The sequence below is a fragment of the Spirulina sp. CS-785/01 genome (assembly GCF_028330525.1).
GTDB lineage: Bacteria > Cyanobacteriota > Cyanobacteriia > Cyanobacteriales > Spirulinaceae > JAQMSD01.
In genome coordinates, this window is record NZ_JAQMSD010000067.1 from 1 (window position 1) to 24,427 (window position 24,427).

Here is a 24,427-nt window from a genome sequence, read left to right on the forward strand (position 1 = left end):
CGCCCCCTTACAGCTAATCCGGTCTAGAGAAACGACCAGTAGTGTTAATCCGCAATACCCCTGGAGAGCTATTCGCAGCTACGGGAAGGTTATCTCTCCCCACTCCCCCACCTCACGAAGTAGGTGGGGGTCATTGAAGGTCAATACGACCAATACTTCGCCAAACGGATGTACACCTATAACTATCGTCTCTTTGATCGTTATGAGCAACCTGTGATCAGTGTAGCGGTTCTCGCCGATGATCGCCCCAACTGGCGACCCTCTAGCTATGGGTATAGTTTAGGAGGATGTCGCGTTAGTCTAGAGTTTCCCATTTTTAAAATATTGGACTACGCCAACGATTGGGAAAGTTTAGAGCAAACCGACAATCCCTTTGGGTTAGTCGTCATGGCCCATCTGAAAACCCAAGAAACCAGCCAAAACGCCCAAGACCGCTTAAACTGGAAAATAGAATTATTGCGATACTTGTGGATGCGGGGATATAGCCGCCAAGAAGTCACTCAACTCTATCGCTTCTTGGATTGGCTGATGGTTTTACCCCCAGCACTAGAGCGACAGTTTAAAACTGAGGTGAGAACCTTAGAGGAGGATCGACGAATGCCCTATTTAAGTAGTTTAGAACGAGAAGCGATCGAGCGAGGACTACAACAAGGACGCGAACAAGGACTCGAACAAGGACTCGAACAAGGACTCGAACAAGGACTCGAACAAGGACGCGAACAAGGAGCAGTACAAACTGCTCGGAATAATGTTCTGGAAGTCTTGAGAGTGCGCTTTGGAGACGTTCCGGACGCTGTAGCGGCAAAAATTACTGCTATTGAACAACTGTCTCGCTTGGAGACGTTACTCCCTCAAGCGGTGACTTGTGAGTCCTTGGACGCATTTGTTGAGTTTTACCAAAAATAATGGGTCTAAAGCCTCGCCCTTTTAGGGCGACTTGATGCTACAATGTTTTTGAGTACCGTAGGGCATATGGGAACTTGGGCTATAAACCCGAACGCTTCAGGAGATTCGACCTCTACTTTAGTTGGAGCAATCCTGCTAGGGCAAGTTGGGTCTATGAATGAAGAATCCGCGTCCTTCTAGGGCGTGGAGTGTCAGGATCGCACCTCTCAATAATGCGTTTCTCCCTCCCTTCCTTCCTCTTACTCTTGGCCACCGTTTTAGGCGGTTGCCAAGGGTATCCCCGTCTTTTAAAATTCCCCTACGATACCAGTGGTCAGGGGTTGAATAGTCCTGCGTCGGAACTCTCCCCCCAAGTATCCGACCAGTATATTGTCTTTGTCTCCGATCGCAATGGGTCTCAAGATATTTATCTCTTTGATGCCGATAACCGTCAACTGCTCCCCGTCCCCGGACTCAACTCCTTAGATATGACGGCCTCTGACCCGTCGATTTCCGAAGATGGCCGCTATATTGTCTATACGGCCAGTCGTTTGGGACAGTCGGAGGTTTATATTTATGACCGAGAAACGGGAATCGATCGCAATTTAACCGATAATTTACAAGCAGAAGTCCGTCACCCGCAAATTAGTGCCGATGGGTCACGGATTACCTTTGCAGCGAATCGAGATGGCCAATGGGATATTCTGGTGTATGACCGTTCGGGGAAAACCATTAAAGATTAAGTTCAGTCTGGCGCAATTCCTCGCTGTGGTGGGATTATGGGTCATACTGGGGGGACTCACCAGTTGTCAGGTGTTCCAGTCTCCACAAATTCCGACGGGGGGGTTAAATAGTCAAAGACCGGAAGAATTTCCGGCTTATAGTGGGGATGGTCGGTATTTGGCCTTTGCTAGCGATCGCAATGGCCGACGAGATATTTTTTTATATGATCTCCAACAACAAACTCTCGTCCCCCTCCCGAATTTAAACCGTCGAGACTCCTCCCAAGACCAACCCGCTTTAAGTGCAGACGGTCGTTATCTGGCCTATGTGTCCACAGAACGAGGCCGGACGGATATTTTTATTTATGACCGAGACAGGCAGCGATCGCAACTTCTCACCGCCAATTTTACAGGATCAGTACGATACCCCACCATTAGTGGGGATGGTCGTTCCGTGGCCTTTCAAACCAGTCAACTAGGAGAATGGGATATTGCCATTATTGAACGCGATCTCTAACTATCCCGTCGGTTCAACATAACCTTGCAAATTTTCTGGTTCAAACGCACGCAACACACGAGTTGCGGTTTGTAGCAGTTCATCCGAACCTTGAGCAATCAGCACATATTTGCCATCATTGAGACGGTTGCGGTAGGCCAATGCGTCCCCACTCCCAACCGTCCAACCGACTGCACCTCCTGCAAACACAGCACCGAGGAGTCCAGACAGCGCACCTAAAATCCCCCCAAAGATATGATTGCCAAAGGCATTCATCCAGTCAAAAATTGTAATCCCCGTTAACCAATTAAACGCATATCCTGCCGCAAACCCAAAGGGGACTAACCAATAGGATAACTTGACGGCTCGCCGATAGGCTTGTCGGTTGGGGTGAATGAGTCCAAACTCATCTGCACTTTCATACCCTTCCCCTAATAAGTCGATTTGCGACATGGGTAAATCTTCCTGTGCTAAAGCATTATAGGCATTTTCAGCTTTAGTTCGATTAGATAAAACAGCAATTAAATAATTCATAAAATAATGAAGTGGATTGACCTCTAGTTTTATCTTAACGAGGACTTCCCAAGGAGTTTGTCCGTCGCTCGACTTGAATAAGGTTGGCGATGATACCCATTTAGAGAGATTTTCGAGCCAAACAGCTATTCCCCTTCATAAAACCTTGAGAGCTTTTTCTAGTTCGTAGTAAGCCCTTTAGGGCTTATTTTAAGCCTAATTATGTAAAAGCAAAATAATTAAGGCAATTTAACCCGTTTTTAACGGGTTTCAGCTATTAGCCTTGGGTTTCAACCCAAGGTTTACTTATGTCTTAAATAAAGCATAATTGAACCAAAAGCAACCGCACCAAAACAGAGAATATGAACCACATTAAAAGGAGTACCGGGGAAAAACCAAGAATCAGTGCGTAAAAACTCAATAAAAAAGCGGCCAAACGGATACCAGATTAAATACATCAAAACAATATCCCCCGTTTTTAATTGTTTCCCAAAACGACGGGAAATCCAAAAAATGAGAAAAAAACCGATAAAATTCCAGAGAGACTCGTATAAAAAGAGAGGGTGAAAACGGACACTTTCCGGATATTGACTTAAATCATTATAGGGAGAAATACGGCGAGACGGATCAATTTTTAATCCCCAAGGAAGGGTAGTGGGTGGCCCGTATAACTCTTGATTAATAAAATTTCCCCATCGGCCTATTGCTTGGGCTAAGGGCAATCCTAACGCGATCGCATCTAAAAATTTCAGCGTCGGTAAATTTTTGATCCTCGTAAACAAATAAAGGGCAATTCCCCCAAAGAGAAACCCCCCAAAAATATGAATTCCCCCTCCCCAAATTTGTAAAATCTGCTCCGGGTTAGACAAATAATACCCAATCCCTTGGTCATTGCGCGGAGACTGGATAAAAACGTAATATAACCGGGCCCCAATAAACCCCGGAATAATAATCCAAAGCAACATATCCCATAAGTCATCGGGGTTTTGTCCCTTCCGTTTCACCTCTCGACTGGCCACCCAAGACCCAATGACAATAGCACTCATCATCAGAATGCCATACCAGCGCACGGTAAGGGGGCCAAATTCAAACAGAATAGGATCAACTGGGGGATACATAGGTTTGTTGTTTTTTGTTGGTTTCTGCACCTTGGGTTTCAACCCAAGGCTAATAGCGAAAACCCGTTAAAACGGGTTAATCTTCACTATCAACTGTCAACTATCAACTATCAACTGTCAACTATTCCAAATAACCTAAATCCTGTAAGCGACGATAGACTTCAGGATCATTAAAATTATCGGCAGTCACCGAGGCCGTGGCAACCGGGGTTTGGTTATGGTAGAACGCTTCTAGGTAATCTTGCAACAAATCTACCTGTTCCGGCAGAATATCGTGTAAATTTAGCGTTTCACTGGGGTCATTGACAATATCGTATAGTTCGCAAGCATCAAAAATGACTTGATCACTATTTTTGGCCACTAACTTGTATTCCTTGTTCCAGACTGCAAGGGTTGTGCGATCGCATAATCGTTCTTGGACTAACTCCGGTTGACGCTGCATCAACAACTTGAGGACATTTTGCGGGGGAACAGCTTCCGCAAACACCGGATGGGTATTATCCTCACCCGACAAGGCCAACGTCAGCGACATCTCCGCCGGAGTCGCGCAACCTGCGGCGGTTAAAATGGTATGGAATAACTGTCGAGTCGAAACCACCTCCTCCCGGACAGTCCCTTGGGGAAATGCCCCAGACCCATCTCGAATAATTAACGGAACACGCGCCAACTCATTATAAATGGCGTTGGTATGCCCCACTAGGCGTTTTTCCCCTAAATGTTCCCCGTGGTCCGAACAGAGAATGAACAGCGTATTCTCCAACCGTCCCGCTTCTCGCAACGTGGCAATAAACCGCCCCACCTGTTCATCCTGGGCCGCCACTTCTGCATCATACATCCCATCGAGGGTATGTTTGTGCCGTTCATTCAAGGGGTCTGCAAGAGGGGCCAACCACCCATAAATATCGCTGTTAAACTGCCGTAAATAAGCCCTCGCTTGCTTATCTTTCAGGACATGGGGGGCAAACCGTTCAATGTACTTACGAGGGGGATGATAGGGCATATGGGTCCCCATCAGGTTAATAAAGGTAAAAATGGGTTGTTCCTCGGCCTGATCTCGATTAATTAACAATCTAGCGGCATCTTGGAGAGACTTGGCCGTGTTCCCCTTAAAACTCAAGGCCGTTTGCCACAAGGGGACCATCAGGGGAGAAAAGGACAACTCTAACAACATCTCATTGCGGGCAAAGGCATCTTGGACATTGGAAAGGGTCCCCGCTAAAACCCGCTTAAACCAAGACCGATAACGGTCAATTAAATTGGCCGGAATTCCTGCTTGGTTGGGATGGGAGTTTAACAGGCCACTATAGTTCAAAAAGCTATAAAATCCCCGTCTGAGGCCATTATTAATTACCCCAACGAGGGGGTTATTACAAAATGCGGCGGTATAATAGCCCCCATCCCGCAACCGTTCTGCTAGGGTGGGGAGACTGTCGGGGAGTCGGGAGTAAGACTGAACCATCTGGTGTTCCGAGGGATAAACCCCGGTAAACATGGACCCGTGGGAGGGAATGGTCCATTGGGCCGCGGCCACTCCTCGCTGGAATAGGGTGGACTCTGCGGCTAATGCGTCTATTGCGGGGGAGGTGGGTTTGTCGTACCCATAACAGGATAAGCGATCGCTTCTCTGGGTGTCGAGGACGAGGAGAACGATATCAAGGGGAGGGTTAGGCATTTCTGTTACTTTGGGGGTTTCTGATGCGCCAGAGGATACAAGTCTCTAATGTAACAGATGTTGGCTGATTGACTGACAAAATATCCAAAAGTAGGTTGGGTTGAGGTGACGAAACCCAACAACAGCAAGAGTTCTGTTGGGTTACGCTGTCGCTAACCCAACCTACGACAGAATAGGGCTTTCAGAGGTTTTGTCAGTCAACCAGCAGATGTTGGTTGTTTGTTGTTGGTTATTTGTTGTTGGTTATTCGCTATTTTTTGCGTTTTGACGTTCTTCTATACTTCAAATTACGGGAATTTCCATTGCGGGAGTTTCCATTGCAGGGGTTTCTTTTGTCATTTCGACACTCAAAACTATCCCGATTGTTATGATAATTAATCCATTCATACAGTTCAATGGATTCGGGAGAACAATGGGTACAACCGTGACATTTTTCGCTTTTTTGTTGACAAATTCGACCTTTTTTGATAAGCCGATTCAACATAGGTCGTAAGGCTTCTGGATCATATTGGAAGTGATTAGATAAGTCTTCTAGGGAGACTTTTTTGTGAGTGGCTATGTATTGTTGTAGATTCGTTAAAATCATGGTTTTGTTGGGTAATAGATAGCTTTGAGAAACCGGGTTTCTGTCTCAGGGTTTGGGTTTTATTCTAAATTGGAATAAGAAACCCGGTTTCTAAGTGGTCACTAAGACGCGAGTACATTCTTATTTTCGACGGGACGGAGTTGTTTTAATCCGAATATCACTCCCGCTAAAATGAGTAACATGGTGATAATCCATCCTAAAGAACTACTCGGATGTTGGGGGAAGGTAGCAATTTGATAAAAGAGGGTTGCTACAATATAGGCCAGTCCAGTCGTCCAACAGGCAACAAAGACAGTCCAACCTAAGTTAGTTTCTCGGTAAACGGCAGCAGTGGCAGCAATGCAGGGGAAGTATAATAAGACGAATAAGAGGTAAGCAAATGCTCCCGTTTGTCCGTCAAATCGTTGTTGCATTGCCCCAAATGTTCCGGTTTGGACTTCTTGTTCGCTGGCTGCAACTTCCATATCTTGGGTATTGCCAATATTGATTCCCAAGGGATCGAGGAGTTGATTGGAGAGATCGGCTAAATTAGCGGGAATAGTTGCGATCGCATCTCCCATTCCTCCCCAAAAACTAAACTCGGTTTCCTCAGCCACCTCGCTTTCTCGGGCCAGTTGACTATACAAGGAATCTAACGTCCCCACCATCGCTTCTTTTGCAAAAACTCCGGTAAAAACCCCCACGGTGGCCGGCCAATTATCCTGTTCAATTCCCATGGGACGGAAAATCGGGGTGACTGCTTGCGAGGTGGTACTCAAAACCGAGTTTTCGCTGTCTTGGTTGCCAATAGTCCCATCAAAACTAACAGAATTGAGGAGTCCTAACACCATGACCATAATTACAATCACTTTTCCCGCTTTCACTAAAAACGATTGCAACCGGTCCCAAGTCCGCAGGAAAACCCCTTTAATGCGTGGGACATGATAGGGGGGTAATTCCATGACAAATTGACTCGCTTCCCCTTGAAAGAGAGTATTTTTCATAACAAACCCGGTAAAAATGGCGGCCAGAATGCCGATAAAATACAGACCAAACACCACATTTTGTCCCCCCACCGGGAAGAAGGCCGCCGCAAATAGCGCGTAAACCGGGAGTCGGGCCCCACAGGACATAAAAGGATTCATCATAATGGTGAGGATGCGATCGCGGGAATTTTCCAACGTCCGCGTCGCCATAATCGCCGGAACATTACAGCCAAACCCCACCAACATCGGCACAAAAGACTTCCCTGGCAGGCCAATAAAGCGCATAAACCGATCCATCACAAAAGCGGCCCGGGCCATATACCCCGAATCCTCCAACAAAGAGAGAAACAGGAACATAAAGCCAATCACCGGAATAAACGTGGCCACGGTTTGTATCCCTCCCCCGGCCCCATCTGCTAATAACGCAATTAACCAACCCGGTGTGCCAATATTGCCTAAGAGAGTCCCCAACCCATCCACAAAAATTGTCCCCGCAGCAATATCGAAAAAGTCAATAAAGGCCGCACTCACATTAATAGTAAACAGGAACAGCAAATACATAACCCCCAAGAAAATGGGAATCCCGAACCAACGGTGAAGGACGATGCGATCTAACCGTTCGGAGGTACTACTACTCACTTGGCCAACCTTGTGACTTGCGGCCTTGGTGACAGACTCAATAAACCCATACCGACTATCCGCCACTAAAATATCTAAATCTTCTCCTAATACTTGCTGAATGCGGTGACGGTGTTTAACCAGTAATTTCTGAAAGTCTTCTCCCCCTAGGTCTGGGGGAACTCGGTCTTCATACTGTAATAAATTTAACGCCGTCCAACGGGGTTCAACAATACGGGCTTGGCTATGTTCGCTAATATAGGGGGCAAGTTCAGCTAAGGCATCTTCAATCACTGCCGGATAGGCCACATAGGCCGGGGAATGACTGATATTTTCCACTAATTCCCCAATACGCTGTAATAATTCGGGGATGCCGTCTCCCGTTGCTGCGGTAATGGGAATGACGGGACACCCGAAGCGATCGCTCAATATTTTAGAATTAATTTCTGTCCCCCGTTTTTTGGCCAAGTCAATCATATTCAAGGCCACCAACATCGGGACGCGCATCTCTACTAACTGCGTAGTTAAATAAAGATTTCGTTCTAAATTTGAGCCATCAACAATATTAACAATCAGGTCGGCCTCACCAGACCGCAGGTAATTGCGGGCAATCTGTTCATCCATCCCCGTTTCCTCGTCTTCGAGGTCCAGGGAATAAACTCCAGGTAAGTCCACAACGGTGATTTCTTGCCCATCATAGCGAAATTGGCCTTCTTTGCGGTCAACAGTCACCCCCGGCCAGTTTCCCGTCCGTTGGTTTGTTCCGGTTAACGCATTAAAAAGGGTGGTTTTCCCAGAGTTGGGATTACCAATGAGGGCAATAATAGGTTTTACCATCTGCTTATTCCTCGCTATCTAACGGTTCAACCACCAGGGCATCAGCTTCATATTTGCGTAAACTGAGGTGAAACCCTCGTAGTTCAATTTCTATGGGGTCGCCTAATGGGGCCACTCGGACAACTTTGAAGGGTGTTCCGGGGGTGAGTCCCATGGATAAAAGTTTGCCTTTATAACCCCGTCTCGCTTGATCATACCCCACCACACAACCCATAGACCCAACGGGCAATTCTCGCAGATAGGTTTTGGTGTCGTCGGAGTCTTGGGGAGAAACATTGACAGGTTCGTTACTGACGAGGATTTTATCAGCCATCCCTGCCCCAATGCCAATACGGTCCTCTTGGACGGCCACTAACATTGAACCACTGGAACGACTGCTAATGATTTCCAGTTGTTGCCCCGGAAATAATCCCATTTTCGCTAACCGTTTTTTCCCGTTTTGACCCTGAAAATCCACTAACCACACCTTCTGGCCAACTTGGGTTTTTGTGAGGGGATAGATTCCCTGACTGGGGTTAACTTCAAACATCTGATTGAGACTCGTATCTTGTTCTGCTGTATCACCCCAGTAACTAAACTGCCAGGCTTTTCGGTGAAGGTTTTGCTTGGGTTTGTCGTTGTGGGGGTTCACTCGCCAGTCCATGACTCTTAATGGGTAAACAATACCTTAATGATAATCTTTTGCAGCAATTTTGGGAAGTGATTAATATCTTTGTTTAAAGTTGGCCTGAGAACTGTTTACAGAAGACGCTTTCAAGCCTGCAATGGTATTCACGCTCACCTTATTGGTGGCTTTGGGCTTCCTGTTGCTGGAGATTTATGAAAATAATTTGCAATTATTTACAAAACTATAAAAAACTCCCAACTTTGGGCAGTCGGAAGGGGGAATTTGGAAGATGAATCGGACGAAGTGACCCGTCAGTCATTCATCCTTCGATGTTAAATCGAAGGCTTTCTGGCTGATTTGTCTGTAATGATTATTTAATCTACAAAAGAACTTAATTTTTTGAGAATTTGTAAGACTTGATAAAAGTCCTCTCCTTGGTTGGTGAGAATGAATTTATTAGATAAGCTATATTTTGGGGTTTCTTCACACTTTAACTTGACAAATTGAAAATCTACCCCATTAGTAACTAACCCATAAGTTATTGTTTGATTATTGGGATTAGCTAACATATAGGTGAGGAGTTGGGCGAGTCCTTCTTCGTTGGAGAAGGAGAAGTTTTTGGATTCTATGACGGTAGCCCAGAAGTTTTCTTTGAGGAGTAAAATATCTATTCGACCTTCAATGGTTATTCCGTCATATTCGGATTGAATTTGAATGGATTTTTCGGTTTTGATGTGAAAGGGGGGTAAATAAAAGTCGGCAATGAATAAGAGGGGGCTAATAATGGAGAGTTTGACGACGTTTTCGAGAACAGGAGGATATTCGATTAGGTTGTAATATCCTTCTTTAATTTTGTCTAGTTGTTGTTTTTCTAGGTCAGTTATAGCGGGTAAGTTGGTTTGCCATTCGGGAAAAAATTCGGGGTCGCGGACGCGCTGGAGTCCGAAGTGATCAATGAGATAACGGAGGTCTATTTCTCTTGCTGGAATTGTTTGTACCATGGTAAGTATTCAGGTAATGCTACCTTTATAAGCTGTCATACATTTAAATTGGGATGCCGTAGCGACCAAGACTTGTCCTGAACTTGGACAGCTTATGCCTTGGGTTTTAACCCAAGGCTAATAGCTGAAACCCGTTAAAACGGGTTGATAGAGGTAAGCATTCGTTTAAACCCATAAAGTAAACTGACGGCTGATAGCTGATAGCTGAATGCTTACCAAAAGCTGTTCTCTGAGTGCTGATGGTTGAATGCTTACCTATCAACTATCAACTACCGATAGTCTTGCCGTTGAATATCCCGTAACCGGGCTTCTGGCCGTAAAAAGCGATCCATTTGTGCCTCGAAAAATTGGCGATTTTTCTTTAAATGTTCCGGGTTGGGATCATCGAGGGGATAGAGTAAAGCAGTTCGTAAGGCTTGTATTACGGCTGATGTTACATTATACATGGAACGCTGGAATGTGATCCCTAATTGAATCAACATATCACTTTCCCCTCGGCAATATTTTTGATAGTAGTCGAGAAGATAAGGGGGGAGAAAATGCAGCATATCTTGCATTAATAATGTCGGAGGAATACCTGCTGTGCCGACGGGGAAGACATCGGCGTATAAAATGCCATAATGGAAGTCTTTTTGCTCATCGGGGACTTGTTTTGCTTGGGCATTATAGGACTTTGTACCCCGGAAAGGTGCAGTACGATAAAAGACTGCTTCTACATAGGGTAATGCTGCTTCGTAAAGCCAAGTAAACCCTGCCGATTTGGGGATAATTTCGTAACATTCCCCATCAATATAGACATGATGATAAATGGGACGGCCTGCGGCGATAAAGATACCATTGACGAGGAAATCCATGGCATCAGGGACAGTTTTGAAGTCTCCGGCATCATAGCGATCGCTCATTTCAAAAAACACCGGGGCCATTACTTCCCAGAATAGTCCTAAGTTAGCATAATAGGACAATTCCCGCACTTTTTCATAGAACATATTGGGAAATAATTTATACAGTCCCAACATGAGAGGATTGTTTTTAAAATAGGCTTTAATGGCGCGATCGGCGTTGGCTTTATATTCCTCGCTTTCCAGATAATCATTAAATTTACCCCCCATTCCCTGATGCCAAAGCATAGCCTGTTTACAAGCTTCAGCAAACTCCATATTAACGCGATCGTGCCAGAGGTGGTGAAAGAGTTTAGGAATTTTCTTTTTTACTTCCCCTTTGTCCATAAATTCGAGTAACTCTGGGTGTGCTGATGCTTCTCCCTTTTGCCAAACGCGAAAGTCGGCATTTTCTCCGGCATAGGAGTTAGGTAAATCTAAATACTCTTGGGGTAAAAAGTATTTAAAAAAGGGAACGGGGTTTAAAAAGACTCGTTCGGCAATATACAGTAAGTCGCGCCAATAGAAGTCCATTGGCACAGCGTAGGCTTTATAAATGCCGATAATTTGCATTAAGTTTTCCGGGGTATCCGGTAACATTGATCCCCCCGCTTCTAAACGATGAATCATATCGGCAAATTCGTGATTGGAGGGAGGAATTGTTGGTTTAACGGGTGCTTGTACCATAGTTTTTTTCTGATGTTTTATTAGTTGTGGAATAAGGGGGAGAAAGTTAGGGGGAAAAAGTTAAGGAGGAGAAACCGGGTTTCTTATTTTCAGTTGGGGTGAGATGTTTAGTTTGGAGAGAAACCCGGTTTCTTAGACTTTCCGGTTAGGGGGGGAATGTTCAGTCTTCCTTCTGCCATCTGCCCTCTGCCCTCTGCCTTAGGTTGACTGACTACCGCGACTTGTTCCGTTTGCACTGGGGTGAGGTGTGCCACCAACTGATCAGTAGTGGGTTGTATCCAACGGACTAACCAGTTAGGTTGTAACCCGAGGAAGAAAATGATCCCCGCTAAAATGAGCGCGGGAGTCCGTTCACCCCAGTTCACCGTGGGATAATAGGCACGCTCATTATCTAATTTGCCAAAACAAGTGCGGTTGAGCAGAATCACGAAATAAACCGCCGTTAACCCAGAGGCAATAATACAGATGAGAGTGGGGATGGGGAAGGTGGCAAAACTGCCTTGAAAGACAATAAATTCTGCTGCAAACCCCACTAACCCCGGAATACCTGCACTGGCCATCCCCGCAGCAATGAGTAACGCGCTAGTGAGAGGCAGGCCGCGGATGGGGTTCATTAAGCCATTGAGGACGTTTAAATCTCGTGTTCCGGCTTTCTGTTCCACAATGCCCACTAAGAAAAAGAGCAGGGCTAAAATAAGACCATGACTGATCATTTGGGCCACTGATCCTAATACGCTTAAATCCGTTCCTGCGGCGGCTGCGACGAGAATATAGCCCATGTGGCCGATGGAACTGTAGGCGACCATGCGTTTGATATCTTTTTGCGCGATCGCGCTTAATGCCCCATAGATTACACTAACCGTCCCAATCACCGCCAGTCCAGGGGCCACTAAGTTCCAAGTGTCGGAAAATAACTGTAACCCAAACCGGACTAACCCATAGGTCCCCAATTTTGCCAAAATTCCCCCTAATAAAATCGCTGTTGCGGGGGATGCTTCCACATAAGCATCGGGCATCCACGTATGCAGGGGAACTAGGGGAATTTTAATGCCAAACCCGACTAACAAGAAGGAGAGTAAAATTAACTGGGTTCTCAGGTTAAGTCCTTCAGTGGTGATGGTATTGTAATCAAAGGTATTAGACTCACTCAAGAAAGTCATCCCCAAAAAGGCCGCCAACACCAACAACCCGGAAACGGCAGTATAGAGGAGAAACTTCGTAGAGGCATATCCCCGCTTTTGTCCCCCCCAAATGCCAATCAAGAGATAAAAGGGAATTAACTCTAGTTCGTAGAACAGCACAAATAATAACAGGTTATTAGCCATCAACGCCCCGGCCACCCCGCTATTCACCAACAAAAATAAAGCGTAATAAAGGCGGGGCCGTTCTACATTTTTACCTGTGGTATAAACGGCAATCCAAGTGAGTAAGGCACTCAACACCAAGAGGGGGAGGGAGAGGCCATCCACCCCTAAACTGTAACTCAGACCAATGGGTTCAGCCCAAGCCAGGTATTCCGTAAACTGAAATCCCCCATTACTGAGGTCAAATTGAGTCAGTAGATAAATGGACCAGAGAAAGGAGAGGAGGGCAAAACTGCCTGTCACTTGGCGAATTCTGCCCGCAGTCCACCCCGCAGGGAGGACAGCGACAATTAATGCACCAATGAGGGGTAGCAGTAACAGTGTGGTTAACATAGGGTTTTATGCTGCGTCTAGTTCAAAACAAAGTTCAATTGGTCGAAGAAGGGATAACAGAGGGTAATCCCTAACAGGGCAATGCCTAAGATGATGGAGAGGACGTAAAATTGGGTTTGTCCAGAGGTGTTATAGCGGATGGTTTGCCCACTAAAGACGGTAATGAGTCCCACTAAATTCACCACTCCATCGACGATAAACCGATCTATCCAGTAGATAATTTGGGAGATAATATCAACGGCGAAGACAATGGTGAGTTTGTACAGTTTGGCGGTGTAAAAGTCGTAGGCAAAAAAGTCTTGCAGGGCTTGTGATCCCAGTGTGACTGCCCCTTTGCGGTTACGATTCCAATAAATGACTAAGCCGGCACTTCCTCCAATAAGAGTTGATGCAGTCAGCAGTAAGACGGGGGTTTCGGTGAGAAGGGGGAATTCGGGGAGGAGGTTTAATTGGGAGAGAATTAAGGGTAAGTGTAGGGCAATTCCTGCGAGTCCCGTCATGGGGAGGACTAGGGCCCAGAGTCCTTCGGGAGACCGTTGAGTCATGGGGGTGGGGTCCCCGGTGAACATTAACCCCCAAACTCTGGCCATGCTAAAAGCTATTGCTCCATTGACTAACAATAATATCCCCAAAAATGGCCCATTGAGGGTGTTAGACAGTTCCGCTAGTCCCCAGAAGTCTCCCAAGGGGGGTAAGGCAACTAGGGACCCCACTCCCACTAAGAAACACAGGGCAGACACGGGACGACGGGACCATAATGCCCCATATTGGGTGACATCTTGACTAATATTGTTGAGGATAATGCCGCCGAGACTCATGATAATTAAGGCCATGGCCACGGCATAGGTTAATAACAGGGAAAAGGCGATTTGGGGTTCTCCAATGCCTACTGTAATGAAGATTAAGCCCATGAAGGCACTGGTGGAGTAGGAGAGGATGCGTTTGATATCAATTTGCGCGATCGCAATCAAGGAAGCCCCCACAGCCGTCACTCCCCCAATCCACAATGCAGTATTAATTGTAAAAGAAGACAGGGCGATCACAGGTTCAAGGCGAATTAACACCCAGGCCCCCGTTGAAACAACCACCGTATTCCGTAAAATTGTCGCAGGCATTGGCCCCTCCATGGCCTCATCCAGCCACAGGTGGAGAGGGAATTGGGCGCATTTGGCCAGGGGCCCCGCAATTAAGGCCAACGTCAGTAAAGTCGCCAAACGGGGGTCTAATTCCACTGTATTTGCCCAAATGGCCAACTCTTGAAAATTCCAAGTTTTTGCTAGGGGCAGTAAGGCCACCACCCCCATTAACAGAATTAAATCTCCCACCCGTTTGGTGAGAAAGGCATCTCTGGCCCCCGTCACCACTAGGGACTGGTTAAACCAAAAGCCAATTAACAAATAGGTCCCCAAGGTGAGAATTTCCAAGATCACATAACTGAAAAACAGGGAGTTACAGAGGACTAACGCACACATCCCCGCTTCAAACAAGGCCATGAGGGAATAAAATCTCGCCCACCCCCAGTCCATCTCTAAATAGCCCACTGCGTAAATTTGGGCCAGAAAGTTTAACCCCGCAATCAGGATTAATGCCCCCACTGTCACTGGAGAGGCAATCATCTCAAAATTAATTTGTAAACTGGCCGCATCCAGCCAGTTAAAACTAAAAAACTGGGTCCCGGTTTGCCGCACCTCCACCAATGCAAAGATGCTGTGAACCAAGGCCACAAAGGTCATCAGAATGTTAATATAACCGGATGGTCGCGGGCCAGTGCGACGAATTAGCCCAGGGGACCAAGGAATGGCGAAAATCGCGCCAATTAAAGCGTAGCAGGGAATCAGCCAGATAGTCTGGCTAAAGAATTGCAGCATAAAGGACTCCTTAATAGGTGCAATAGAATCAATTGCTCGACAATCGGATCAGGTGATCGGGTTAAGTCTAAGAATAACAGTTTCAGGTCTCACTATTGTCTAAAATACTCGGTTTAGACGTAAAACAGAAGTTTAGACGCTCTTAAAACGGTAATCACAACTCATAGTTTTACTTATCATTCTGATATCGCCAAAAAATTTGGCAACACAAGTAAGGGAAACTTTAAGTTTCCCCACAGCCCTGCAAGTATAAAGATAAGTTTAAAAAAACTCACCCCCCTCTCCATCTATCAAGAGACAGAATCGAGAATTAATGGATAATTTCAGAAGAACCGGCTCCCCCTCGCCCAAAGTGGGAAGAGGGGGTTGGGGGGTGAGGGCCTATCCACTATCTCACCCCCTCCGGTAATGTTGCTTCCTCTAGAATCGCCAATTGCCAGTCCACTTCTGCCCAATGGGCCCCCCGGAAATTAGCCCCAGATAAATTAGTGTCCGCGAAATCAACATTTTGCAACGTCGCTCCCCACAGATAAGCATTCCGTAAACTGGCCTGACGAAGATTCGTGTCCACTAAACAGGCTTTATTGAGATTCGCACCCGTTAAATCAGCCTTTTCCAGTCTTGCTTCTGTTAAATCAGCCTTACTGAAATCTATCTCACATAAGCCTGCCCGCAAGAGATTAGCCCCTTGTAAATTGGCCGCGTGTAAATTCGCTCTCGACATAAATACTGTCCGCAACTGGGTATCACTGAGGTTGGCAACAGATAAGTTGGTTTCGCTTAAATTGGCCCCACTAATCTTGGCATTACTGAGATTAACTCCATCTAAGTCAACTCCGTGGAGATCAACCCCATTCATATAAGCCCCGCTCAATTTTACCCCATTCAGCGTCGCCCCTTGGAAATTTGCCCCACTGAGTCTAGCCCCGGATAAGTTAGCCCAACTCAAGTTAACATCTTTTAAATTGGCAGACCGGAAATTAATGCCCTGTAAATTCGCCCCACAGAGATTAACTCCTGTTAAGTTGGCTTGACGTAAATTAACATGATTCAGTCGCGCCCCACTGAGTTTGGCATCTTTTAAAATAGACTTGACAAAATACGCCCCTTGTAGATTGGCCTTGGTTAAGTCGGCTTGGGTTAGGCTGGCTTCATGGACTTTAGCACAATTTAAGTCGGCGCGAAAGAGGTACGTTCTAGTTAAATTTGCCCCTTTGAGGTTGGCCCGACTGAGGTTGACTGCTCCTAAATAAGCATCGGAAAGATTGATCCCAGGGAGTTTCGCTCGCTCTAAGTTTGCTCCCATGAGGTTAACCCCTTTAAAGTCCCGTTCTCCGGCATTGTAACGATTAATTAATTCACGGGCTTCCATACTCTCTCTCCTCCTCCGTTTGCTTCACAAGGTTTAATCATTTTTTTCTATTTCTAGTTTGACTGAATTAGAGGGGAAATGGCGTTAAGTTATTTAAATAAAGTTCTGCAAATTTTTTGATGACCAGAGACTTCAGTTTGTTTGAAGAATGGTAAAATGTGTTAACTTCCTTACCCCTGAATGCTAAATTTGGGTCACTTAACCGGTTTTTAACGGGTTTAAACTATAGCAAAAATAAATGATTTGTCATAAATCAAAAAGTAATAAAAAACTCTAAAACTCCTATCCCTGTTCCGGAGTTCCCTGTTTCCTTTGCCAAACCAGTCAGTTTACAACTCTGATGAAAACGCTATATTTGCCTTGGGTTAAAACCCAAGGCAAAGTTTTGAACAGTGAATTAAGGTTGATGGCGTTTGGCTAGGATATTATCTTGGGTGTAGATTTCTAGGGGGATTCCCGTGCGATCGCTGACTCGAATTAATGCTTGTTCCAAAGCAAAAACATGGTCTAAAATATCCACTTGTCCCTCCAAATTATTCTCACTCTGGGCTTGACGCGCCGTTTGTCGGACTTTTTCGATATAACTAGGGGTTAAACGAACCGATAATAATTGCTCCGTCACCGAATAGACACAAATACGGATAGACCCACTACACACATCCTCTAACTCCTGTCGGGCCTGACGGACTTGTAAGGACTCTTGTAAGCGCGATTGGGCTTGGGTGAGGGCTTGGGAATACTCCTCCATTAACGGCTGAATTTTTGCCGTATAAAGGGTATTGGCGGGGATTTGTTGCAGGAAATTCAGGGCATCTCGCCAGCGTTGAGTGGCCTCGGTCCATTGATTGCGCTTTTCTGCGGCTGCGGCTAAGTCGGCCATGCGCAAGGCTTGGTTATAGGCATCTTGGGCGAAAACTTCCCGATTTTTTAATTCGAGGGAGTCTTCTAATTTGGGGCGATACTGCTCTAATTCTTCTTGGGCCGCTTCATAGGCAGTGGTATTGGGGGGAATGTCCTCTAAACGGTTTACCGCCGTTTGCCAGGTGGCGTAGGCCAATTGTAAGTCGGCGAGGGATTGGGCGATGTTTTGGCGGACTTGGGCCATTTTGGCTGCTTCTTGGCCCCCTGCTAAGTTAGTTTTCGCTTCTTCTTCTTGAGCTTTGCGCTGCTCAATCATCCGCAAATTGCGGCGATATTCCCGGATTTTTTGGCGAGCATAGCGATAAAATTCACTTTCGGGAGGGAGGGTTTCGAGTTGGTTAATTGCCCCTTGCCAGTTTTCCGCCGACTCCTCCCACTGCTCTACGGGAAGGGGGGGATTTTGGCTTAAATTGGCGGCTTTGGAGGCGGACTTTAACCCCTCCACTAACCGATCTAACTCCTCTGCATCCTTTTGATAGTTGGCTAATAAATCTTGGGCTTCCTCGTAGCGGCCTGAGATTTGGGGAATGGCCTCTAATAGCGCGATCGCACGTTCTAATTGCTCTTGGGCCTGGAGAATGGCCCGGCCCGTCGTCGGCATTTCCACCGTCTCCACCGCCTCCGTGGCCAACTCCTCGGCCACATCCAACGATTCACAGGAGCGCAACACACAAGGCCGCGTCAACACTGAAAAGGTTTTCACAAAAATCACAATCCCCACAATAATGGCCACCACCACCCCGGCCAACAGTAAAGAAAGACCAATTTTTTGATTGAGAAAAAAGCGAGAGTGAGAGGTTTCCGGGTCTTTTTCCCCATATACCCACGGCCCATGATCTGCATCCGGCCCCGCAAAGGCATCCGGCACAAAAGCCCAGTCGCGCTCTACGTCCGGCTCAGACTCCTCGCGCTCTACGTCCGGCTCAGACTCCTCTCGCTCCGCTTCTGGTAACGCAGGAGGTGCCGTTTGTTCCGGGGGTTGCACCGGGGCCAATTGCCCCCCCTTCTCTGCCGACAAGTCCTCCTCCTGCGACGGGGGAGGAGTCGGTTTATACGTATGAAACCCATAGGGTTGGCTCATCCCCTGCACCTTGAGATAAATTAAGCCTCGGTACTGCTGCTCAATCCCCTCAGCGCGAAACACCTCCGTAATGCGGCGAAACGCCCGACTGGGATGGGCTAACTTAGGAACAGGATGCTCCACCACCACGTAGAGGGTATCTTGCTTGACATAACAATTAACCTGTAGGGGAGCAACCTCTCCTAATTCGGCTTGGAGACGTTGTTGGAGAACCGTCTCTAGAGTTGTTAAATCGACTGAATACGTCGATGTTTCCATGATCACAGCAACAACAGCAATAAGCGTGGTAGTAATGTTAGTCTAGATGGATTTTGCTTTCTGGAGCAAAAGATCAGCCATAAGGACAAGCATAAGGACAAGCAGGTGTTGACCTTCTCTAGGACGCAATCCTCCGGTATGCCCGCAATACAAGGAGCAAGTGTCCTATCCTTCCGGCGTATCAACAGGCGTATCGACTGGGACTTGCAAAAATAAAGCATTCAAGATCATTTCAATAGAATTGAGGCAAAATAGATATCCCCTTTCACAGGGAATCATAGCAACAATTAAAGCGCGTGAGAAAACTATAAAAAATGGATTTATTAGAGTATCAAGCTAAAGAACTATTTCGAGAAGTGGGAATTCCTGTCTTGCCAGCCCAGAAAATTGCTGATTCACGGGAAATCAAGCAATTGCACGTCTCTTATCCCATCGTGTTAAAATCTCAAGTTCGGTCGGGAGGTCGGGCTAAGGCTGGCGGCATTCGCTTTGTCGAGAATACCATTGATGCGATCGCGGCGGCACAAACCATCCTCAATTTACCCATTTCCGGGGAATATCCCCAACTCCTCCTCGCAGAAGCCCGCTACCAAGTCCAACGAGAAATTTTTTTGGCGATCGTTCTCGACTATCAACTGAATCATCCCATCTTGTTAGGGTCGGCTCAAGGAGGGATTCAAGTGGAAGACTTGTTAGACAGTATGCACACCGTTGTCATTGATGGGGACTTTTCCCCCTTCTATGCCCGACGGTTAGCCATTCAAATGGGTCTCGAAGGGGAAATGATCCGCACTATCAGCAATATTGTCGAAAAAATGTATGCTCTGTTCCTGATGCGGGATTTAGATAGCATTGAGATTAATCCCTTGGGCATTGATGAAAATGGTAATGTGATGGCACTGGATGGGAAAATCGCCTTAAATAATCGGGCTTTAGTCCGTCATCCTGACTTAGTGACCCAGTTTAATGGCTATAGTCCCCCAATGCCCACTGTTCCCTTTTCTCCCCAACCCGAATGGCTCAACTGGAATCATTCTAAGGGCAAAATCGGCTTACTCTCTAATAGCACCAGTCTATCTGCGACCATTTGGGATTTACTCTCTCAACAAGGGGCGAAACCTCGCAATTGCCTAGTTATTGGCTCAGAAAGCGGCGGAATCTGGTTTTCTGATGCAGAACTCAAAACTCAGCTTGAACAAGCCTTTAATGAGCTATTAAGCGATACTCAGATCAAAGTTGTCCTCTTGCACCTTTTAGGAGTTGAACCGTTTCAAGAGGTGCTACTAGAGATCATTTCCCGTTTCTTTGCCTTTGAAGATCAAGAAGCGGGAGAAGACCGAGTAGAGCGTCCCACAGCGGTTGCCACCCGTCGTCAAGGCCGCTCCCAGTCTTCCCGCAATTCTACCTCAACCCTTCCCCAAAAGCCTCCAGCGTTAGTCTTTCGTTGTTGCGAGGCGTTATTATCTGATCTCCCCCCCTCTCTTAACCAAGATTCTATTTACTGTACCGCCAACTTAGACGAGGCCATTACACAAACCCTCATTTGGGCAAAGTGATTTTTGTTCTTTGTGGTTTGTTGTTGGTTGAACTTTCCGTGGATAACGGATAATTGATTTAATCACCCATTACCCATTACCCATTACCAAAAACCATGTTTACTTGGACACCGAAAAGCAAAATTTTAATTCAGGGGATTACTGAACCGTTGGGCAATTATGCGACAGGGAAAATGAAAGACTATGGGACCCATATTGTGGCCGGGGTGAGTGTTGGCCAAGGTGGGACCACCCTCCATGACATTCCCGTGTTTGATCTCGTTGAACAAGCAATTTCAGAAGTTGGGGAGATTGACACCAGTTTAATTTTTGTCGCCCCTGATCTCATTTTAGATGCAGCCTTAGAAGCGATCGCCGCCGGAATCCAACAATTAATTATTATTCCAGCCGGGGTTCCCCCCTTGGATGTAATGCAACTCCTCAATAAAACCCACAATCAAGATATTCTCATTTTAGGCGGAGGCAGTTCAGGAGTTTTAATCCCCGGAAAAGTCTTATTGGGAATGATGAACCCTCAAGGGTATAAACCCGGTAATGTGGCGATTCTTAGCCGGACTGATTCTTATTTAACCGATGAAGTGGCGACGATTTTAACCCAAGCCGGAATTGGCCAGTCTATGGTGGTTCATTGGGGAACCAGTGATATGATTGGGGCAAATTTTGCGGACTGGTATGAGGCATTAGCGCAGGATGGGGAAACGGAGGCCATTGTCCTCCTTGAACAAAGTGCCATTGGCAATGATGCGGCAGCCCAAGCGATTCCCAAGAATTATTCTAAACCCGTTGTGGCCTATATTGCCGGACAAGAAATTCCGGTGAATTCAATCCCCCAAGACTCGGCCACTTTGATTGCTTCACAAATTTCTGAACCGTTTCCCCATACCAGTCTCGCATCGGAAAAAATCGCGGTTTGTAAAAAAGCAAAAATTCCGGTGGCTAAATCTCCTTATCAGATTGCGGAATTAATCCGAGGAGCGTTGAAGAAGCAGAAGAAATAGGAGACTGTCTGAGTCTTTGTTCCTTTGCATACCGAAGATATGAGTCAACCAAATACAATTTCTTGGGGATGGCGACTAATTGCCCTTTTATATGCGGCCACGTTAATTTTTATTGGGTTTTCTGCCTATCAGCAAACATTACCAGAGTATTTGAATCGTATTCCTCATTATGATGTGATAGGCCATGTGGTTCTTTATTTAATTGCCACTTATTTGGGACATCGAGTGCTAAGACAGCGCAAAATTCCTTGTTTTGGCTATCGTTTGCCGTTGTTTCCGGTTATTTTTGCTCTGATCACGGTTGTAGATGAGTTTCTCCAGTCTTTTTCCCCTAGTCGGACTTATAGTTGGATTGATTTAACGGCCAGTTTTCTGGGGTTGGCGGTGGGATACTGGTTGGTGGAACGAGAAGTGGGAAATAAGCGGGAGTAGTTGCTGGTTGATCTGTGAGGGTTGAGAAGGGAGGGGGGTTTGGGTTAATTCGCTTCTTGGTTTTGCTCTGAAATTCGGTTAATGATGATTAAAACTGAACTGTAGGGGCAATTTAGAAATTGCCCCTATGTCAAAAATCTGCAATCCCTTGATTTTATAGGAATCAAGTGCATTTTATCGGCGTTGATAGGGCGTTCGACGGCCTGACTGAGTTTGCCTTTTGTCGTTTCTTTGACGGAAAAACGAAGTTCAAAGCCCGCCCCTTGGAAAAGTGGGTTAAACTGCCCCTAATGTTGTACTAGGGAGATTATTGCTGGCCTGACGGAGATGTTGGCGAGCATTATATCCCCGCCACACCCCCACCAAAACCCCTTGCACTTCCACTTGACTGGCCTTTGCTTCGATGGGGTTGTAACGGGAATTGGAGGGTTTGAGGAGGATTTTTTCCTCGTCTTGATAGTAGCGTTTCAGGGTTGTTCCTGAACCATCGACTCGGGCCGCTACAATTGTGCCGTCTTTGGGGGTTTCGTTGGCTGGGGGTTTCTGCATGATTACAAAATCCCCTTCCATAATCAGGTCTTCGATCATACTATCCCCAGTGACTCGTAAGGCAAAATAGTCGGGTTGTTGACAGAGGGTGGATAAGTCGAGTTCTTCTTGAATATCGGTGAAGGGTTCGACTAACCCCCCGGCTGCGATCGCGCCATGAACTGGAACACCCTGACGACTGGGGGGATAGAGAATGCGCAAAGTCCGCGCTTTCCCCTCAGTCCAACTAATATATCCCTTTGTACGCAACCGTTCCAGACGACTTTGAATGGGGGCTGGAGAACGCAAATTCATCGCTTTCATCATCTGGCGAATCGAAGGAGCGTGTTGAGCCGTGCGAATATACTCAACTAACCAATCATAAAGCTCTTGTTGGGCGGCGGTTAACGGTTCCATAATTGTAATGGTTAAATCCTTAAAAAACACCTCTGGAAGTCGAATGCTTCCCTCCCTATTGTAGAACTCTCGTACTATTTTACCAATAAAATTTTGCAGAAAATTCCCCTCAAGGTGCAAGACGGGAGAAAACCTTGGGTTTCGCGGCATCATAGCCTCATTTTCTCTCCTACTCGCAGAATAGCCCCTCAGCTTACGGGAAATTTTTCTCCCGTCACCCAGAAAAAACAATTCTCGTCTAAAGAATTGAATCGGGAGGAGAGAAAATTGCTAGAGTGAAAGATATCTCAGTCACGTTCGATCTGTCATCCTGTAGAGTAATGGTTATCCCACTAAAGCAATTAAGTATTTATATTAGCTTGTTGGTTGTTGGTGGAGGCACAGGATTTTGGGGTCATCGCCACTTTGCCCAGTCGCCTGAACCCTCAACCCCTTCTCCCCAAGTTGTTCCAGCAGCCTTGCCGTCCATTCCCATTGACCCTCCCACCAGTCCGGCCACAGGGAATCTGAATTTTATTGCCAATGCGGTGCAGAAGGTGGGGCCGGCGGTTGTCCGCATTGATGCGGCCCGTTCTGTTCGTCAACCGTCTCCTGATTCGTTTGATCAACCTTTTTTTCGTCGCTTTTTCGGGGAGGAAATGCCCTTTCCCCAGGAACGAGTGCAACGGGGGACGGGTTCAGGGTTTATTCTCAGTTCTGATGGTCGTTTAGTGACCAATGCTCATGTGGTGGAAGGGGCCGAGACGGTGAAAGTTACCCTCAAGGATGGACGGGTGTTACCTGGACAGGTGTTAGGCCGAGACTCGGTGACAGATATTGCGGTGATTAAAATTGAAGCGGATAATTTACCGACGGTTCAGTTGGGGAGTTCGGAAACGTTGACTCCAGGGGAATGGGCGATCGCTATTGGCAATCCCCTCGGTTTAGATAATACAGTGACAGTGGGGATTATTAGTGCTTTAGACCGTTCGAGTAGTCAAGTGGGAGTCCCGGATAAGCGGGTGCGCTTTATTCAAACCGATGCGGCCATTAATCCTGGCAATTCTGGGGGACCCTTACTCAATGCGCGAGGAGAAGTGGTGGGAATTAATACGGCCATTCGGGCCGATGCTCAGGGGTTAGGGTTTGCCATTCCCATTGAAACCGCCAAACGCATTTCTAATCAACTGTTTACCAAGGGCCGGGCCGAACATCCCTATTTAGGCATTCAGATGGTTACGTTAACTGAAGATCGACGGAAAGAGATTAATCAGAGTGGTCAATATTCCTTTGAAATCACTGCCAACCAAGGGGTAGTGATCATGGGAGTCATTACGGCTTCTCCTGCCCAAGATGCCGGGTTTCAAGCGGGGGATATTATTGTCACGGTGGGGGGTGTTCCGGTGAAAAGCGCGATCGAAGTCCAGCAACAAGTGGAAATGAGTCGTATTGGGGAGAAATTAGAAGTGGAAGTCCAACGTCAGGGAACATTAAAAACATTGCAAGTATTCCCGAAAGCCTTCCCGACGGAGGATTAAACTTGAATTCCTATAGGTTGAACTCTCCACAGATTAAAATCGCGTGGATTCCAAAAATTTATCTTTAACCCTGAGAAGACCCTCGCCTCCGGCGATGGGATGAATCAGGGGGCAGTTTGATTCTCGACATACTGTTTTAATGTCTCAATTGTCACCCCTCCGCAACTAGCCACAAAGTACGAGCCTGTCCAAAAAAC

21 protein-coding genes and 1 pseudogene are annotated in these 24,427 nt (G+C 46.5%); 8 read left to right on the top strand and 14 right to left on the bottom strand.

From position 1 onward, the window contains the following. Positions 1–123: 123 nt before the first annotated feature. From PN462_RS03735 to PN462_RS03745, 4 genes and pseudogenes are all read left to right on the top strand, one after another. Positions 124–906, top strand: coding sequence for a transposase (locus tag PN462_RS03735; RefSeq protein WP_272126621.1), 783 nt, complete (start codon positions 124–126; stop codon positions 904–906). A gap of 48 nt (positions 907–954) precedes the next feature. Beyond that, positions 955–1,086 (top strand): annotated as a pseudogene (locus tag PN462_RS23360) (RNA-guided endonuclease TnpB family protein); the annotation flags it as partial. 32 nt (positions 1,087–1,118) lie between these two features. After that, the gene (locus PN462_RS03740) at positions 1,119–1,628 is read left to right on the top strand and encodes a TolB family protein (RefSeq protein ID WP_272126622.1); all 510 of its coding nucleotides are present in this window, start codon (positions 1,119–1,121) and stop codon (positions 1,626–1,628) included. After that, complete coding sequence (locus tag PN462_RS03745; RefSeq protein ID WP_272126623.1) at positions 1,597–2,124, top strand: TolB family protein; 528 nt, start codon at positions 1,597–1,599, stop codon at positions 2,122–2,124. The genes PN462_RS03740 and PN462_RS03745 overlap by 32 nt, the downstream gene beginning before the upstream one ends. On the opposite strand, the gene PN462_RS03750 is transcribed toward PN462_RS03745, so the two are convergent. The 12 genes from PN462_RS03750 to PN462_RS03800 all read right to left on the bottom strand — a co-directional run bounded on the left by PN462_RS03750 (position 2,125) and on the right by PN462_RS03800 (position 18,782). Then, on the bottom strand, positions 2,125–2,637 hold the full coding sequence (locus PN462_RS03750) for a hypothetical protein (protein WP_272126624.1): 513 nt from the start codon (positions 2,635–2,637) through the stop codon (positions 2,125–2,127). Between the two features lie 281 nt (positions 2,638–2,918). Then, entirely contained in the window at positions 2,919–3,734 is an 816-nt protein-coding gene (lgt, locus tag PN462_RS03755; protein ID WP_272126625.1) for a prolipoprotein diacylglyceryl transferase, read from the bottom strand. Between the two features lie 121 nt (positions 3,735–3,855). After that, positions 3,856–5,406 (bottom strand): sulfatase family protein, encoded by a 1,551-nt coding sequence (locus tag PN462_RS03760; RefSeq protein ID WP_272126626.1) that lies wholly within the window; start codon positions 5,404–5,406, stop codon positions 3,856–3,858. 250 nt (positions 5,407–5,656) lie between these two features. Next, on the bottom strand, positions 5,657–5,992 hold the full coding sequence (locus PN462_RS23365) for a FeoC-like transcriptional regulator (protein WP_443029054.1): 336 nt from the start codon (positions 5,990–5,992) through the stop codon (positions 5,657–5,659). A 101-nt stretch (positions 5,993–6,093) separates the two neighbouring features. After that, positions 6,094–8,412, bottom strand: a complete 2,319-nt coding sequence (gene feoB / locus PN462_RS03765) for a Fe(2+) transporter permease subunit FeoB (RefSeq protein WP_272126627.1) — start codon at positions 8,410–8,412, stop codon at positions 6,094–6,096. Positions 8,413–8,416: 4 nt separating this feature from the next. Beyond that, complete coding sequence (locus PN462_RS03770) at positions 8,417–9,055, bottom strand: FeoA family protein (protein ID WP_272126628.1); 639 nt, start codon at positions 9,053–9,055, stop codon at positions 8,417–8,419. 338 nt (positions 9,056–9,393) lie between these two features. Then, positions 9,394–10,020 carry a type I restriction enzyme HsdR N-terminal domain-containing protein gene (locus PN462_RS03775; RefSeq protein ID WP_272126629.1) on the bottom strand — a complete coding sequence of 209 codons (627 nt, stop codon included), beginning with the start codon at positions 10,018–10,020 and terminating at the stop codon, positions 9,394–9,396. 269 nt (positions 10,021–10,289) lie between these two features. Continuing rightward, positions 10,290–11,585 (bottom strand): CO2 hydration protein, encoded by a 1,296-nt coding sequence (locus tag PN462_RS03780; RefSeq protein ID WP_272126630.1) that lies wholly within the window; start codon positions 11,583–11,585, stop codon positions 10,290–10,292. A gap of 107 nt (positions 11,586–11,692) precedes the next feature. Next, positions 11,693–13,282 (bottom strand): NADH-quinone oxidoreductase subunit M, encoded by a 1,590-nt coding sequence (locus PN462_RS03785; protein ID WP_272126631.1) that lies wholly within the window; start codon positions 13,280–13,282, stop codon positions 11,693–11,695. Positions 13,283–13,299: 17 nt separating this feature from the next. Beyond that, the gene (locus tag PN462_RS03790) at positions 13,300–15,150 is read right to left on the bottom strand and encodes an NAD(P)H-quinone oxidoreductase subunit F (protein WP_272126632.1); all 1,851 of its coding nucleotides are present in this window, start codon (positions 15,148–15,150) and stop codon (positions 13,300–13,302) included. Between the two features lie 388 nt (positions 15,151–15,538). Then, positions 15,539–16,522 carry a pentapeptide repeat-containing protein gene (locus tag PN462_RS03795; RefSeq protein ID WP_272126633.1) on the bottom strand — a complete coding sequence of 328 codons (984 nt, stop codon included), beginning with the start codon at positions 16,520–16,522 and terminating at the stop codon, positions 15,539–15,541. Between the two features lie 397 nt (positions 16,523–16,919). After that, a complete protein-coding gene (locus PN462_RS03800; RefSeq protein ID WP_272126634.1) occupies positions 16,920–18,782 on the bottom strand; it encodes a hypothetical protein in 1,863 nt (620 codons plus the stop codon). Between the two features lie 314 nt (positions 18,783–19,096). On the opposite strand from PN462_RS03800, the gene PN462_RS03805 reads away from it, so the two are divergent. The 3 genes from PN462_RS03805 (at position 19,097) to PN462_RS03815 (ending at position 21,768) form a co-directional block, all read left to right on the top strand. Then, complete coding sequence (locus PN462_RS03805) at positions 19,097–20,338, top strand: ATP-grasp domain-containing protein (RefSeq protein ID WP_272126636.1); 1,242 nt, start codon at positions 19,097–19,099, stop codon at positions 20,336–20,338. 95 nt (positions 20,339–20,433) lie between these two features. After that, a complete protein-coding gene (locus tag PN462_RS03810; protein ID WP_272126637.1) occupies positions 20,434–21,336 on the top strand; it encodes a succinate--CoA ligase subunit alpha in 903 nt (300 codons plus the stop codon). A 39-nt stretch (positions 21,337–21,375) separates the two neighbouring features. Further along, positions 21,376–21,768 carry a VanZ family protein gene (locus tag PN462_RS03815; RefSeq protein WP_272126638.1) on the top strand — a complete coding sequence of 131 codons (393 nt, stop codon included), beginning with the start codon at positions 21,376–21,378 and terminating at the stop codon, positions 21,766–21,768. Between the two features lie 276 nt (positions 21,769–22,044). Here the strand turns inward: PN462_RS03815 and lexA are convergent, their stop codons facing one another. After that, complete coding sequence (gene lexA / locus PN462_RS03820) at positions 22,045–22,713, bottom strand: transcriptional repressor LexA (protein WP_272126640.1); 669 nt, start codon at positions 22,711–22,713, stop codon at positions 22,045–22,047. A gap of 320 nt (positions 22,714–23,033) precedes the next feature. On the opposite strand from lexA, the gene PN462_RS03825 reads away from it, so the two are divergent. Next, positions 23,034–24,230: an HhoA/HhoB/HtrA family serine endopeptidase gene (locus tag PN462_RS03825; protein WP_272126641.1), complete on the top strand. Its 1,197-nt coding sequence runs from the start codon at positions 23,034–23,036 to the stop codon at positions 24,228–24,230. A 104-nt stretch (positions 24,231–24,334) separates the two neighbouring features. Here the strand turns inward: PN462_RS03825 and PN462_RS03830 are convergent. Next, on the bottom strand, positions 24,335–24,427 hold a 93-nt coding region (locus PN462_RS03830; protein ID WP_272126642.1), incomplete at its 5' end, for a transposase.